14 protein-coding genes and 1 tRNA gene are annotated in these 14,600 nt (G+C 70.8%); 8 read left to right on the top strand and 7 right to left on the bottom strand.

Annotated elements, in window-relative coordinates; translation table 11 throughout:
- The coding region (locus V6M45_RS10425) for a zinc-binding dehydrogenase (protein WP_332656162.1) at positions 1-366 on the top strand (366 nt) is incomplete at its 5' end.
- Here the strand turns inward: V6M45_RS10425 and V6M45_RS10420 are convergent.
- Complete coding sequence (locus V6M45_RS10420; protein WP_332656161.1) at positions 363-761, bottom strand: YkvA family protein; 399 nt, start codon at positions 759-761, stop codon at positions 363-365. The two genes, V6M45_RS10425 and V6M45_RS10420, sit on opposite strands and share 4 nt — an antisense overlap.
- A 54-nt stretch (positions 762-815) precedes the next feature.
- Here V6M45_RS10420 and V6M45_RS10415 point away from each other — a divergent pair, with 54 nt between their 5' ends.
- The 5 genes from V6M45_RS10415 to lpdA all read left to right on the top strand — a co-directional run bounded on the left by V6M45_RS10415 (position 816) and on the right by lpdA (position 5,838).
- Positions 816-1,598 (top strand): SDR family oxidoreductase, encoded by a 783-nt coding sequence (locus V6M45_RS10415; protein WP_332656159.1) that lies wholly within the window; start codon positions 816-818, stop codon positions 1,596-1,598.
- Between the two features lie 129 nt (positions 1,599-1,727).
- A tRNA-Gly gene (locus V6M45_RS10410) sits at positions 1,728-1,802 on the top strand.
- Between the two features lie 189 nt (positions 1,803-1,991).
- A complete protein-coding gene (locus tag V6M45_RS10405; protein ID WP_332656157.1) occupies positions 1,992-3,767 on the top strand; it encodes a PAS domain-containing protein in 1,776 nt (591 codons plus the stop codon).
- A gap of 66 nt (positions 3,768-3,833) precedes the next feature.
- Positions 3,834-4,316: a hypothetical protein gene (locus V6M45_RS10400; protein WP_332656155.1), complete on the top strand. Its 483-nt coding sequence runs from the start codon at positions 3,834-3,836 to the stop codon at positions 4,314-4,316.
- A 100-nt stretch (positions 4,317-4,416) separates the two neighbouring features.
- On the top strand, positions 4,417-5,838 hold the full coding sequence (lpdA, locus tag V6M45_RS10395; RefSeq protein WP_332656153.1) for a dihydrolipoyl dehydrogenase: 1,422 nt from the start codon (positions 4,417-4,419) through the stop codon (positions 5,836-5,838).
- Here the strand turns inward: lpdA and V6M45_RS10390 are convergent.
- Genes V6M45_RS10390 through fsa form a run of 4 tightly spaced genes read right to left on the bottom strand, consistent with a single transcriptional unit; the run spans position 5,835 to position 9,098 of the window.
- Positions 5,835-6,773: a retroviral-like aspartic protease family protein gene (locus V6M45_RS10390; protein ID WP_332656151.1), complete on the bottom strand. Its 939-nt coding sequence runs from the start codon at positions 6,771-6,773 to the stop codon at positions 5,835-5,837. The two genes, lpdA and V6M45_RS10390, sit on opposite strands and share 4 nt — an antisense overlap.
- A gap of 33 nt (positions 6,774-6,806) precedes the next feature.
- Complete coding sequence (locus tag V6M45_RS10385) at positions 6,807-7,736, bottom strand: tyrosine recombinase XerC (protein WP_332656149.1); 930 nt, start codon at positions 7,734-7,736, stop codon at positions 6,807-6,809.
- The gene (locus tag V6M45_RS10380; RefSeq protein WP_332656147.1) at positions 7,718-8,422 is read right to left on the bottom strand and encodes a DUF484 family protein; all 705 of its coding nucleotides are present in this window, start codon (positions 8,420-8,422) and stop codon (positions 7,718-7,720) included. The genes V6M45_RS10385 and V6M45_RS10380 overlap by 19 nt, the downstream gene beginning before the upstream one ends.
- A gap of 22 nt (positions 8,423-8,444) precedes the next feature.
- Positions 8,445-9,098: a fructose-6-phosphate aldolase gene (fsa, locus tag V6M45_RS10375; protein ID WP_332656145.1), complete on the bottom strand. Its 654-nt coding sequence runs from the start codon at positions 9,096-9,098 to the stop codon at positions 8,445-8,447.
- A gap of 30 nt (positions 9,099-9,128) precedes the next feature.
- On the opposite strand from fsa, the gene V6M45_RS10370 reads away from it, so the two are divergent.
- The gene (locus tag V6M45_RS10370) at positions 9,129-11,291 is read left to right on the top strand and encodes a primosomal protein N' (protein ID WP_332656143.1); all 2,163 of its coding nucleotides are present in this window, start codon (positions 9,129-9,131) and stop codon (positions 11,289-11,291) included.
- 70 nt (positions 11,292-11,361) lie between these two features.
- Here the strand turns inward: V6M45_RS10370 and V6M45_RS10365 are convergent, their stop codons facing one another.
- Entirely contained in the window at positions 11,362-12,186 is an 825-nt protein-coding gene (locus V6M45_RS10365) for a TerC family protein (protein WP_332656141.1), read from the bottom strand.
- Between the two features lie 150 nt (positions 12,187-12,336).
- On the opposite strand from V6M45_RS10365, the gene V6M45_RS10360 reads away from it, so the two are divergent.
- Positions 12,337-13,278, top strand: coding sequence for a DUF808 domain-containing protein (locus V6M45_RS10360; protein WP_332656139.1), 942 nt, complete (start codon positions 12,337-12,339; stop codon positions 13,276-13,278).
- 77 nt (positions 13,279-13,355) lie between these two features.
- Here the strand turns inward: V6M45_RS10360 and V6M45_RS10355 are convergent, their stop codons facing one another.
- A complete protein-coding gene (locus V6M45_RS10355) occupies positions 13,356-14,225 on the bottom strand; it encodes an endonuclease/exonuclease/phosphatase family protein (RefSeq protein WP_332656137.1) in 870 nt (289 codons plus the stop codon).
- Between the last annotated feature and the right edge of the window lie 375 nt (positions 14,226-14,600).

Below are 14,600 nucleotides of genomic sequence, written 5' to 3'. Positions count from 1 at the left end.
GGCCGCGACGGCGCGGACGTGGTCTATGACGCCGTCGGCGGCGACTATTGCGAGCCGGCGCTGCGGGCCATGGACTGGAACGGCCGCTATCTGGTGGTCGGCTTCCCGGCCGGCATCCCGGCCCTGCCGCTGAACCTGACCCTGCTGAAGTCGGTGTCGGTGATCGGGGTGTTCTGGGGCGCGGCGGTGATGCGCGATCCGGCCGCCCACGCCGCCAACATGGCCGATCTGTTCCGCTTCTGGAGCGAGGGCAAGATCAGGCCGCGGGTGAGCCAGACCTTCCCGCTGGAACGCGCCCACGAGGCCATCAAGGCGCTGGGCGACCGCTCGGTGATGGGCAAGGTGGTGGTGACGGTCGAGAGCTAGTCCTGCCGCAGCCGCTCCAGAGCTTCGGCCGCCTGGTCCTTGTGGCGCTTGCGGATATTGGCTCCGAGGGTGGCGATCAGGGCCGTGATGACCGCCGCATCATCGGTGAAGCCGATGCCGGCGAAGAGGTCGGGAATGGCGTCGATGGGCAGGACGAAATAGGCCAGCGCCCCCAGCATCAGCCCCTTGGCCGCCGTCGGCGTCTCCGGATCGCGGGCGGCGAACCAGACCGACAGGGCCTGGCCGGCGAAGGGAATCTTCGAGGCCGTGCGCCGGATCTTGGGCCAGAAGCCCTTGCTCACCCGCACCTCATTGACCCGCTGCACCGAGGGCACGAGGGCGCGCGACGGGTCGAGCGCGTCGTCCGGCGTCATCGGTTTGGCTTTGGAAGTCATGGCGGCTAAACCCCCGGCCGAAACTCAGGTTCAGACAAGATAGGGACTCCCGCCATGAAACTCGACAGCAGCATCGCCGCAGTGGTCACCGGCGGGGCCTCGGGCCTCGGCGAAGGCACGGCGCGGGCCATCGCCGCCACCGGCGCGAAAGTGGCCCTGTTCGATCTCAACGAGGAGGCCGGCGAGCGCATCGCGGCCGAGATCGGCGGCGTCTTCTGCAAGGTCGACGTCACCGACGACGCCAGCGTCGCCGCCGCCTTCGAAAAGGCCCGCGCCGCGCACGGCCAGGAGCGTCTGACCGTCAACTGCGCCGGCATCGCCACGGGCCAGAAGACCGTCTCGCGCAAGAAGGACACCGGCGAGATCCGCGCCCACGACATGGCGCAGTTCGAGCGCACCGTGCGCGTCAACCTGTTCGGCACCTTCCGCGTCCTGTCGCAGTCGGCGGCCGGCATGGTCACGCTGGAGCCCATGGCCGACGGCGAGCGCGGCCTGATCGTCAACACCGCCTCGGTGGCGGCGCAGGACGGCCAGATCGGCCAGGCCGCCTATTCGGCCTCCAAGGGCGGCGTCTACGCCATGACCCTGCCGGTCGCCCGCGACCTCGCCCAGGAAGGCGTCCGCTGCAACACCATCCTGCCCGGCATCATGTGGACGCCGATGATGGCCGGCATGGACCAGAAGATCCAGGACGCCCTCGCCGCCGCCATCCCCTTCCCCAGCCGCCTCGGCACGCCCGCCGACTACGCCTCGCTGGTTCTGGAGCTGGCCCGCAACGTCTACATCAACGGCGAATGCATCCGTCTGGACGGCGCAATTCGTCTCGCGCCTCGCTGAGGCGCGAGAGGGCGCTATCGCCCACGACGCGGTCGCTCGCTGCTTGAGCGCAGATTGGGCGCGGAATTCCGCGAGAAGGGCTTGCAGGGGGTGAGGACTGTCCGCTATACGCCCGCCCTCGACTGAAGCGCGGGCGTAGCTCAGGGGTAGAGCATCACCTTGCCAAGGTGAGGGTCGGGCGTTCGAATCGCCTCGCCCGCTCCAGTCGAAACAGCAAAGGGCTCGGTCTCCGGACCGGGCCTTTTTGTTTGGAGTCGCGGGCCTCCGCGGATAGATCGGGGGCGAGGGTCGGCCCGGTCGCCCCGGCGGGGAAACCGGGGGGTTCCGGTTCGCCGTTTGCAGGGCGCCGCCCGAACGGCGTCGCGGGGCGCCAGAACGGGACAGTCGGGGCGCATGTTTCTGGAAGGCCAGGTCAACTGGGTGTGGGTTCTCGGCGGCCTGGCCGCCGTCGGCTGGATCGTCGGCCTGATTGGCCTGTGGCTGGCCGCGACCAACCGGTCGCGCCATGTCGATGCATCCGGCCAGCTCGATCTGGTGCAGCGCGTCGCCGAAGAGTCCCAGAAGCGCCTGTTCGAGACCCTGAACGCCATTCCGGTCGCCCTGGTCGAGACCGACCGTCAGGGCAAGTTCGTCTTCGCCAACCGCGCCGCCCACCAGTTGCTGGGGCGACGCGACGCCGAATTGATCGGCCTGCGATTCCATTCGGCGACCTGGGGCATCACCTTTCCGGACGGCCGGCCCGTGCCGCCGGACCTGTTGCCCAGCGCCCGCGCCCTGCGCGGCCAGACGGTGAAGGGTTTCCAGCACCTGCTCGCCAATCCCGCTTCGCGACGCAAGATGCTGGTCTCGGTCACGGCCATGCCGATCGAGAACGAACTGGGTCAGATCACCGGCTCGACCGCCGCCATCGTCGAGACCGAGAGCCTGATCACGCCCGAGGTCGCCGCGCCCGACGCCGTCTTCGTTTCTGACGACCTGACCCGGCGGGTGTTCGACGCCGCGGCCAGCGCCCTTGTTGTGGTGGGTTCGGACGGGCGTGTGCGCGAGGCCAATCGTACGGCCCTGCAGGTGCTTGGCCGCGATACCGCCGAGGGCGAGTTCGCGGAGCTGTTTCTCGACGAGGATGAGCGGGGCGTGGGGCGCCAGACCCTGCGCGCCGGGCTGGCCGCGCCGGCCGGCGAGGCTGAGCCGATCCTGTCGCGGCGCGGCGGGGTCGAAGGCATCCGCTGGTCGATCCTGCCGCTGGCCAACGCCGACGGGACCGTGGACGCCTTGCTGCTGGCCGGGGAACGAGCCGGGCCTGCGTCGGCTGCGGGCGAACCGCTGCAACAGGCGGGGCCGGATGTCGTGACCGATGAGAGTCTGCGCGAAGAGGCGGACGCTGCGCGCGCCGCCGCCGCCGAGGCCCTCGCCGTCGCGGACGCCGCGCGGCGGGAAGCCGCGGAGGCCCGCGCCGCCGCCGCCCGGGTGCGCGAGGAGGCCGAGGCCGAGCTTCAGGGCGGGCGGCGGATGGAGAGCGTCGGCCGCCTGACCGGCGGGCTGGCGCACGATTTCAACGCGGTGCTGGGCGTTATGACCGGCGCCCTGGACATGATGCTGCGGCAGGCGGACGACCCCGCCCGGGTGCGGCGGATCGGCCAGGCGGCGCTGGCCGCCGGCCAGAAGGGCGAGCTGCTGACGCGCCGCCTGACCGCCTTCTCGCAAGGCGATGACGAACCGGTGCTGCGCGTCCTGGACGCCGGCGTGCTGTTGCGCGGACTGGAAAGCCGCCTGCGTGAACTCGCGGGGCCCGGCGTCGATCTGATGATCGAGGGGCCGTCCGAACCTGCGCCGGCGCGGCTGGACCCGGTGGCGTTCGAGGGTGCGGTCAGGGCCCTGACCCGCAATGCGGTCGAGGCGGCGGACGGTCAGGGATCGGTGGCGGTGCGGCTCGAAACGCTGATGGAAGGCGGCCTGCGTCTCAGCGTCCGCGACAGCGGTCCCGGCATGGATCGCGATCTGGCGGCGCGGGCAGTCGAGCCCTTCTTCACGACCCGCGAGGGCGCGGCGGGGCTGGGTCTGTCGCAGGCCTACGCCTTCGCGCGGCAGTCGGGCGGCGTGCTGTCGATCGACAGCAGGCCGGGCGACGGGGCCGAGGTCTCGATCACCCTGCCGGCCGCCGCTGCCTGATCCCGACCCGCTGGCGCCGCAAGCGTAGCGGTGTAGAGTGGTTAACGGGTCCTGGGAGGGTCGATCATGAAGCTGTTTCGTTTCGCCGTGGTGCTGGCGGTTCTGGCCTATGCCGGATGGCTGGCGTGGCCGTTCGTGTCTCCATTCATCGAAGGCGCTGCGCCCGAGGCGGCAGCGTTGCGCGCGGGAGCGGAGGCCCAGGGCGGGGGCCAGCTGTTCGGCTTCCTGCCGGGCTGGACCCTGTGGGGCGCGGCCATCGGCCTGTATGTGATCTCCGCCCTGATGCTGGGGGCCGGAAACGCCAGGGCCTTTGTGGCCTATTGTCTTGCCTTCCTCGCCGACGCCGCCCTGCGGCTGGCCCTGGATTCACAGGGCGGCCAGGCGGCCGGGTCCGGCCCCGCCGCCGTCCTCGCCCCGGAAGCGGCCTCCAGCCTGCCGATGGACCCGGTCTGGCTGACCCTCGGGGCGCTGGTGGCGCTGGGCGGGCTGGTCATGATCGCCGGCCGCCGCATCCGGCGCGCGCGTACGCCGGGTCAGTTCGCTTACTAAGACGGCCTCCGCCGCCTATATGGGCCGGGACGGTTGACGCGCACCGGCGCGTCGCTAGGTTCCGCGCGCTCCCCCCGCGCCCATCGAAACGAGAGACCCCATGGCCGAAGCCGCCCCCTCCAGCGCCACGTATGATGTCGTCATCATCGGCGGCGGGCCGGGCGGCTACAACGCCGCCATCCGGGCGGGGCAGCTGGGCCTGAAGGCGGCCTGCATCGAGATGCGCGACACCCTCGGCGGCACCTGCCTGAACGTCGGCTGCATGCCGTCGAAGGCCCTGCTGCACGCCTCGGAACTGTTCGAGACGGCGACGACGGAGTTCCCGACCCTCGGCATCGAGGTCGGCGCGCCGAAACTGAACCTCGGCCAGATGATGGCCCAGAAGGCCGACAGCGTCACCGCCCTGACCAAGGGCATCGAGTTCCTGTTCAAGAAGAACAAGGCCGACTGGATCAAGGGCCGCGGCCGCATCGTCGGCAAGGGCCAGGTCGAGGTGATCGCCGCCGACGGATCGAAGACGGTGCTGACGGCGAAGGACATCGTCATCGCCACCGGTTCGGAGCCGACGCCGCTGCCCGGCGTGGCCTTCGAGGACGGCAAGGTGATCGATTCCACCGGCGCCCTGTCGCTGCCGGCCGTGCCGAAGCATCTGATCGTGGTCGGGGCCGGGATCATCGGCCTGGAGCTGGGTTCGGTGTGGCGCCGGCTGGGCGCCCAGGTGACGGTGGTCGAATATCTGGACCGGATCACCCCGGGCATGGACAGCGACGTCGCCAAGGCCTTCCAGCGCGCCCTGACCAAACAGGGCATGAGCTTCAAGCTCGGGTCGAAGGTGACCGGGGCCAAGACGTCGAAGGACGGCGTGGAGCTGAGCGTCGAGCCGGCCGCCGGCGGCGCGGCCGAGACGCTGAAGGGCGATGTCGTGCTGGTCGCCATTGGGCGGCGTCCCTACACCGAGGGCCTGGGGCTGGAGACGGTCGGGATCGAGACCGACAAGCGCGGCTTCCTCGCCAACGACCATTTCCGCACCGGCGCGGACGGGGTGTGGGTGATCGGCGACGTCACCTACGGGCCGATGCTGGCGCACAAGGCGGAAGAGGACGCCGTCGCCGTCATCGAGCTGATCGCCGGCAAGGCGGGGCACGTCGACTACAATCTGGTCCCGAGCGTGGTCTACACCTTCCCGGAGGTGGCCTGGGTCGGCAAGACCGAGGACCAGCTGAAGGCCGACGGCGTGGCCTACAAGGCCGGCAAATTTCCGTTCAGCGCCAACAGCCGGGCCAAGATCAACCACGAGACCGAGGGCTTCGCCAAGGTGCTGGCCGACGCCACGACCGACCGCATCCTCGGCGTGCACATTCTCGGACCGCAGGCGGGCGAGATGATCGGCGAGGCCTGCGTGGCCATGGCCTTCGGCGGCGCGGCCGAGGACATCGCCCGCATCTGCCATCCGCACCCGACGCGCTCCGAGGCCGTCAAACAGGCGGCCATGGGCGTCGACAACTGGACCATGCAGGCCTAGCCGGGCCGCCTCAGGCCGCGAAAGGCCATGCGCGAGCGGCCGAAGTCCAGCGTCACCTCGCGGAAGCGGTAGAGCAGGTCGGCGCCGACCAGCAGGGCCGGTCGCTCCACGAGGCCGAGCACCCTGAAGGCGTGCAGATCCGCGAACAGGAGGGGCGTGGGGCCGAGCCGCTGCGTCCCCAGCCTCAGGTCCCGCAACTGCCCGCTGGCGGCGGCCATGATCTGGCCGGTGACGCCATAGACGGTGACGCGGTCCAGCCCGGCCGGATCGCCGCCGACCGACCGGAGCAGGGCCAGGTTGCCGATCGAATACTGGGCCCCGGTGTCGACGAAGACGTCGATCTCGCGACCCTCGGCGACGCCGGGCAGGATCAAGGCGCCGAAACGGCCGTGACGGGCCGGCCGCTCCTGGCTCGGCAGCCGCGTCGCCCGGTGTCCCGCCGAGCCGACCGCGACGACGTCGGGACCTGAAGGGGTCATCTGCACCCGACGGGCCGAGACGTTCAGGTCCAGCCGGAAACGCCCCAGCACATCCAGACCGATCAGGCCGTCGGCGGCCAGCACCGAGCGCGGGAAGACCGGGGCCTGGAGGTCGGGGATGCGCCGGCCGCCCACGCTGAGGCGGGCGATGTGCACGGTCGGCGCCACCTCCGCCGCGGTGAGGCCGTGGACCAATACCGGGGGCCGGGCGGGCAGGTTCCAGGCCCGGGCGAGATCTTCGGAGATGACCGTGCGGCCAGCCCCGGTGTCGAGCACGAAGACCGCGCCCCGGCGGCCGTTGATGGTCACCCGCAACGCCATCCGGGTCAGGAGGTTGGCCAGCAGGCGGGGTTCGTCGGTCTCCGCGTCCTGGGCCCGGGTCGACCCGGGCGCGAGCAGACCGGCCATGCCGAAGGACATCGTCCGCCGGTTCAGGATCGGGACCGCGCCGTCCATCAGAGCCGCCTCCCCGCGTTCTGGAACGGCAGTCTAGGCGCGGGGATGGGCCGCTGCATAGGCGTCGAGCAGGCGAGCGGCGTCGACGGCGGTGTATTTCTGGGTCGTCGACAGGCTGGCGTGGCCCAGCAGTTCCTGGATCGAGCGCAGGTCGGCCCCGGCCCCGAGCAGGTGGGTGGCGAAGCTGTGGCGCAGGGCGTGCGGCGTGGCGCTGGCGGGGAGGCCGAGCCGGCCGCGCAGCCGTTGCACCGTGGCCTGGACATGGCGCGGGCTGAGCGGGCCGCCACGGCGGGCGCGGAACAGGGGGTCGCCGGGAGCCAGCGGGAAGGGCTGCAGGGCGAGGTAGGCGTCGACGGCGTCGCGGACGGCGGGCAGGACCGGGCTGAGCCGGGTCTTGCCGCCCTTGCCGGTGATGCGCAGGGCCTCGGGCAGGGGGGCGTCGGCGCGGGTCAGGGACAGGCCCTCGGAGATGCGCAGGCCGCAGCCGTACAGCAGGGTCAGGACGGCGCGGTCGCGGGCGGCCTCCCACGGCTGGGCGTCGGGATCCGCTTCGGGCTCCCTCATCAGGCCGCGCGCCTGATCCTCTGTGACGGGGCGGGGCAGGGAGGCCTTGACGCGCGGTCCGCGGACAAGGGCCAACTGGGGCGCCGGAACGCCGCAGCGGCGGTCGAGGAAGGCGTGGAAGGTGCGGATCGCCGACAATGTCTGGCTGATCGAGCGGGCGTTGAGCGGCCGGTCGCCAGCGCGGCGCTCGGCGAGGTGGGCGCGCAGTTCGGCGGGGGTGACGGTTCCGAGGTCGGCGATGGCCGGGGTCTCGCCGCGGTGGTGCTGGAGGAAGGCGAGGTAGCAGCGGCCGATGTGGCCATACGCCTCGAGGGTGCGCGGCGACAGGCGGCGCTCGTGGGCCAGATGCTCGAGCCAGGCGGCCAGCGCCTGGTCTGCTGTCAGCTGAGAATGGGCCATCGTTCGGCCGTGCGCTCGACCACCCGGGCGATGAAGGCGACCAGTTCGCAGCCCATGGTCGGGGTGAAGCCGTCCTCTTCGGGCGAGCCGAAGGCGCAGAGGGCGGGGCGGGCGCCGGCGTCCTCGCCGGGGAAGACCGGAGCCATGCGGATCAGGGCGACCGACCTCACCTCGTCCTCGTTCGCCCCGAACAGGCCGAGTCCGTCGAAATTGGGCCCCAGCCAGGTGAGGCCGTGCTCTCCGAGCAGGGCATCGACGCCGCCGGCGTCGAGCGGCTTCCAGCCGAAGGGGACGGCGCCGGGTTTCTCAAGTCCGATGGCGGCGCCGGCGAGGCCGAAACGACCCTGGGCCACGGCGTCGAGACGACGGGCGAGGTCGGACGGGTTGCGCGCCTCCATCAGGTCGAGGGCCGCGACGTGGGTCTGCGTCTGGGCGGCGAAATTGGCGCGGGCGATGGCCTCGATACGCTTGCGAGCGTCGGCCTCGCGTTCGGCGGCCTCTTCCAGCCGGGTCAGGGCGGCGCGGCCGAATTCGACGACGTTGCGGCCGTGCGGCTTGAGGCCGATCTCCTCCAGCAGGGAGCGGTCGTCGAGCAGTATCTGGGGGTTGGCCTGCAGCCAGGCGCGAATCTCGGGCCAGTGCGGCTCGCCCGGGGCGTCGGCGGAGAGGTCAGGCGATACGCTCACAGACCTCTCCTCGAGGCATCAGCTACAGGATGGACTGACCGGTCTTGCCCCAGTCCGCCAGGAAGGCATCAAGCCCCTTGTCGGTTAACGGGTGTTTGACCAAGGCCTTGAAAACGTCGGCCGGGAGGGTGGCGGCGTCGGCGCCGGCGACGGCTGCGGCCGAGACGTGGCCGGTGTTGCGCAGACTGGCGGCGAGGATCTGGGTGTCGAAGCCGTGGACGTCATAGAGGACGCGAATTTCCTCCAGCAGGCCGATGCCGTCGGCGCCGTGGTCTTCGAGACGGCCGACGAAGGGCGAGATGAAGGTGGCGCCGGCCTTGGCGGCGAGCATGGCCTGGGCGGCCGAGAAGCACAGGGTGACGTTGGTCTTGACGCCCTTGTCGGCGAAGGCGCGGGCGGCGCGCAGCCCGTCCCAGGTCAGGGGCAGTTTCACGACCACGTTCGGGGCGATGGCGGCGAGCTTGTCGCCTTCCTTGACCATGGTCTCGAAATCGGTGGCCACGGCCTCGGCGGAGATCGGGCCCTCGACGAGGGCGCAAATCTCGGCGATGACCTCAGCGATGTTGCGACCGGATTTGGCGATCAGCGAGGGATTGGTGGTGACGCCGTCCACCATGCCGGTGGGGACCATGTCCTTGATGACGGCGACGTCGGCTGTGTCGAGGAAGAGTTTCATGGCCGGGCTTCTAGCCTTTTGGAGCCGTCGGTGAAAGTCGCCTCGGTTCTCATTCCCCTGCCGGTGCCGGAGGCCTTCGACTACGAGGTTCCGGAGGCGATGGCGCTGGAGCGGGGCGATCAGGTGGCCGTGCCGCTGGGGCCGAGGCTGATGCGGGGCGTGGTGGCCGAGGTGCGGGAGACGACGGGCTCGAACCGGCGGCTGAAGGCGGTGGCCGAGGTGCTGGACGATTCGCGCCTGCCGGAAAAGACCGTGGACTTCGTGGAATGGGCGGCGCGGTGGACGCTGAGCGCGCCTGGGGAGATGGCCTCGGCCGCGCTGAAGGGGCTGAGGGCGCCGCGGCCGCGGCCGGAGCGGCGGGTGCGGCGGGTGGCGGGCCGGACGCCGGCCAAGCTGACGGCGGCGCGGGCGGCGGTGCTGGAGGCGCTGGGCGAGCGGGCGACGCCGGGAGCCGATCTGGCGCGGGCGGCGGGCGTCTCGTCGGGGGTGATCAAGGGGCTGGTCGACGAGGGGGTGCTGGAGGTCGTCGAGATCGAGGCGGTCGCCGCCTTCGACGCGCCCGATCCGGATCATGCGCCGGCGACGCTGAACGCGGATCAGGCGGCGGCGGCGGAGGTGATCGCCGAGGCCACGGCGAAGGGCGGGTTCGCGCCCTTCCTGCTGGACGGGGTGACGGGCTCGGGCAAGACCGAGGCCTATCTGGAGGCGGCGGCGCGGACGCTGAAGGCCGACCCGACGGCCCAGGTGCTGATCCTGCTGCCGGAGATCGCCCTGACCCAGGCCCTGATCGAGCGGATCGCGGACCGGTTCGGGGCGGCGCCGGCGGAGTGGCATTCGGGGGTGGCCCCGCCGAGGCGACGGCAGGTCTGGGAGGCAGTGGTCGCGGGGCGCTGCAATATCGTGGTCGGGGCGCGCTCGGCCCTGTTCCTGCCCTACGCCAACCTGCGCCTGCTGGTCGTGGACGAGGAGCACGATGGCTCGTTCAAACAGGAGGAGGGGCTGGTCTATCACGGCCGCGACCTAGCCGTGGCGCGGGCGCGGATCGAGGGGGCGACCGTGGTGCTGGCCTCGGCCACGCCGTCGCTGGAGACCCTGTGGAACGCCCAGTTGGGCCGTTACGGCTGGCTGAAGCTGGAGGCGCGGCACGGGGCGGCGGTGATGCCGCAAATCGCCCTGCTGGACCTGAGGCAGAGCCCGCCCGATCCGCAGACCTGGCTGTCGCAGCCGCTGCGGGAGGCGATCGGCGAGACGCTGGCGCGGGGCGAGCAGACCCTGCTGTTCCTGAACCGGCGGGGTTATGCGCCGGTGGTGCTGTGCCGGGCCTGCGGCCACCGGATGACGGCGCCGGACACCGACAGCTGGCTGGTCGAGCATCGCTACACCGGGCGGCTGGTGTGTCACCTGACCGGCTTCACCATGGTGCGGCCCAGGCACTGTCCGTCGTGCGGGGCGGAAGATTCGCTGGTTTCGGTCGGGCCGGGGGTGGAGCGGGTCGAGGAGGAGGTGCGCCAGCTTTTCCCCGAGGCGCGGACGGCGGTGTTCAGCTCGGACACCGTGCCCGACGGCAAGTCGGCGCGGGCGCTGATCCAGCGGATGGCCGAGGGGGAGATCGACATCCTGGTGGCGACCCAGGCCGCGGCCAAGGGGCACAATTTCCCGCATCTGACCCTGGTCGGGGTAGTCGACGCCGATCTGGGGCTGAGGGGCGGCGACCTGAGGGCGGCGGAGCGGACCTTCCAGCTGCTGACCCAGGCGACCGGGCGGGCCGGGCGGGCGGAGAAGCCGGGGCGGGCGATCCTGCAGACCTGGACGCCGGAGCATCCGGTGCTGATTGCGCTGGCGGCGGGCGATCGCGACGCCTTCGTCGAGGCCGAGATGGCCGAGCGCGAGGCGGCCTCCCTGCCGCCCTACGGCCGGTTGGCGGCCCTGATCATCTCGGGCGAGAACGCGGCGGCGGTGGAGAAGGTCGCGCGCGAACTGGCGGGCTCGATCCCCAACGCCGAGCGGCTGGAGGTCTATGGGCCGGCCGACGCGCCGCTGGCGCTGGTGCGCGGGCGGCGGCGCAAGCGGCTGCTGGTCCGGGCCGACCGGGACGTGGACCTGCAGGGCTTCCTGCGGGCCTGGCTGGCGCGGGTGAAGGTCCCGGCCAGCGTGCGGCTGAACGTTGACGTGGATCCGTACAGCTTCCTGTAGGGCGGGGGTTTACCCGGATGATATCCCGAAAATGGGGAGCGCCTTCTCCCGCAAGGGGAGAAGGATTCCACTACACCCCCGGTTCGGCGGTCTCGGCCTTGTTGAGTTCGGCCTGACGGGCCTGAAGGGCGGCCTGTTTCTTCGCCGACGCCTTGCGGCCCATCATGTTGAGGCCCTCCACGAGGGCCGAGAAGGCCATGGCGGCGTAGATGTAGCCCTTGGGCACGTGGACGCCGAAGCCGTCGGCGATCAGCACCATGCCGATCATCAGCAGGAAGCCCAGCGCCAGCATGACCACCGTCGGGTTCTTGTCGATGAACTCGGCGAGGGGATCGGAAGCGAACAGCATGGCTGCGACCGCGATGATCACGGCCACCATCATGATCGGCACGTGATCGGTCATGCCGACGGCGGTCAGGATGGAGTCGATGGAGAAGACCAGGTCGAGCATGATGATCTGGACGATGGCCGCGCCGACATTGTTGATGACGGCGCTCGTCTTGTTCTTCTCCAGCAGGTCGTCGCTGACCGAGGTGTCGACCGCGTGGTGGACTTCGGTGGTCGCCTTCCAGACGAGGAACAGGCCACCGGCGATCAGAATCAGATCGCGCCAGCTGAACGCCGTGTCCCAGCCCGCGCCGGCGAAGCCGAGATCGAATACGGTGGCCTTCAGGCCGATGATCCAGCCGATCGTGGCCAGCAGGCCGAGGCGCATGATCAGGGCCAGGGCGATGCCGATGCGGCGTGTGCGCTGGCGGTGCTCTGGCGGCAACTTGTTCGACAGGATCGAGATGAAGATCAGGTTGTCGATGCCCAGCACGACTTCCATGATCACCAGGGTGATCAGGGCGGCCCAGGCGGCGGGGTCGGATAGAAGTGCGGTGATTTCGGTCATGGGACCGGGATATGCCAGCCGGGGAGGCTGCGCCAGAATTTTCCGCCGCAGCAGGGCGCGTCAGGGCGCCGCGTTCGACCGGCGCCTCTGGACCCCGTTCGCGGGCTCGCCTAGCCAAGGACGAACTGCTTTCGTTTTGTCAGGTGAAGCGTGCCCTCAGGTCTTGCCGCCCTTCTCGACGACGTCGCGACCATCGCCAAGATGGCGGCGGCCTCGGTCGACGACGTGTCCGCCGCCGCCGGCCGGGCCAGCGTAAAGGCGGCTGGCGTGGTGGTCGACGACGCCGCGGTGACCCCGGGTTACGCGATGGGCTTTTCGCCCGCGCGCGAGCTGCCGATCATCCGCAAGATCGCCATAGGCTCGCTGAAGAACAAATTCCTCATCCTCCTGCCCGGAGCGCTGATGATCAGCGCCTTCGCGCCCTGGGCGCTGACGCCGCTGCTGATGGCCGGCGGCGCCTATCTCTGCTTCGAGGCCTCCGAAAAACTCTGGGGGAAGCTGGCCGGTCACGGAAGCCACGAAGCCGCGCCTGACGATCTGGCCATTTCGTCCGCCGAGAAGGAAAGGAAGATGGTCGGTTCGGCGATCCGCACGGACCTGATCCTCTCGGCCGAGATCACCGCCATCGCCCTCGCGGATCTGGCCGAGCGTCCGCTGGCGACCCAGGCGGCGGCCCTGGCCCTGGTCGGCCTGCTGATCACCGTGGTGGTCTATGGCGCCGTGGCGTTGATCGTGAAGATGGATGATATCGGCCTGCATCTGGCCGAGCGTTCCTCGGCCTCGGCCCGCGCGCTGGGCCGCGGACTGGTCCACGCCATGCCGATGGTGCTGACCGGACTGGCGACGATCGGGACGGCGGCCATGTTGTGGGTCGGTGGTGGAATTCTGGTCCACGGCCTGCACGAATACCATCTGGACGCCGTGCCTGGCCTGATCGAGAGTCTGGGACATGCCGCGGGCAACGTCCGTCTCATCGGCCCCGTGACGCAATGGCTGACGACGGCCGCCGCCTCGGCGGTCGTCGGCCTCCTGGTCGGCGGCGTCATCGTGGCGATCCTGCATTTCATTCCGCGCAAACGCGCGACCCACTAACCGACGGGCGCGGCAATCCGGGCCGCTGCGGCGGACCGTCCCGGTCGTGGTCGGGAGTCCGGCAGGGCTTCAAGGGCTCAGCGCGCGACCGGGATGAGGTCCGCGACGACCGGGAAATGGTCCGAGATCACCCGGCCGCCGAAGGAGTCAGTCGGCACCGCGAACCGCTGCACCGCCAGGCCCGGGCCGATGAAGACGTGGTCGATGGCGACGCCGTCGTTGTCTTTGGCGATGTCGAAGGCGTTGAAGGTGCCGGCGGGACCGAAGGTCACCGGGCTGGCCGCGCGGGCGTCGCGCAGACCGGCGGCGAGGATGCGGCGATAGGGCGCGGTGTCGGGCCCGGTGTTGAAGTCGCCCATCAGCACGATCCGCGCCGTTTCGCCGTCGACCTCGGCCGGGGCGAGGCCGGAGACCAGTTCGGCGCATTGTTCGCGGGCGACGACGCCGACATGGTCGAAATGGGTGTTGCGAACGTCCAGAAGGACGCCGTCGCGGCGGTCGCGCAGCAGCAGCCGGGTGATGGTGCGGGGGTAGGCGGCGTCCCAGCCCTTCGACGGCCGGTCCGGCGTCGGCGAACACCACAGGGTCTCGGCCCGCAGCCGCTCGTAGCGGTCGCGCCGCCAGAACAGGGTCGTGCTCTCGCCGACGAGGCCGTCGTCGCGGCCGAGGCCGTAGCGGTCCCAGCCGGGCAACTGCTGCGCCAGCCAGTCGACCATGGCCGGCTGGGCCTCCTGCACCCCCAGCAGGTCGGGGTCGTAGAAGGCGATCTGGTTCGCCATGTGCGGTCGGCGTTCACTCCAGGCCGGATTGTCGGTCGGGACGTCGACGCGGATGTTGTAGCTCATCACCCGGAACGGGGCCGGGTCGCCGGCCGCGGCGGGCGGCGCGGCCGTCAGGAGGGCCGCGGCGGCGGCGAGGAGGAGGGTGAACAGGCGGGGAGGGAGCATGGACGCGGCCGATCGGAGAGGCAGGGGTCTGCATCTTCGCCGCCCCGCGGCCGATCCCGGCCTCACATTGGGTTACGCGTCTCCCGCTCTGCGGCGGCCTGTCCCGGTTGCGGCGGGGGGGTTACGGTGCTATCAGGCGCCCGGCTGAGCCGGAGGGCGCGTTGCGAGACGCGTCCCCGGCGTGCTTTCTTCAAGCATTTCAGGCCTTTGATCGGCGCGCACTCCGCCGCCGGTCGACAACCCGAACGCTAACCCGCGCGGACCATACAGTGGCTGACGATTACAGGACGACGGAAGTCGGCGAGCGCTATGCACAGGCGCTGTTCGACCTCGCTGACGAGACGGGCGTCCTCGACGCCGTGCGCGCCGATCTGA

Source organism: Brevundimonas sp. (assembly GCF_036676055.1).
In the GTDB taxonomy this organism is placed as follows: domain Bacteria; phylum Pseudomonadota; class Alphaproteobacteria; order Caulobacterales; family Caulobacteraceae; genus Brevundimonas.
The sequence above is the reverse complement of the archived record's forward strand: the minus strand, read 5'-3'. Positions and strand labels throughout refer to the sequence as shown.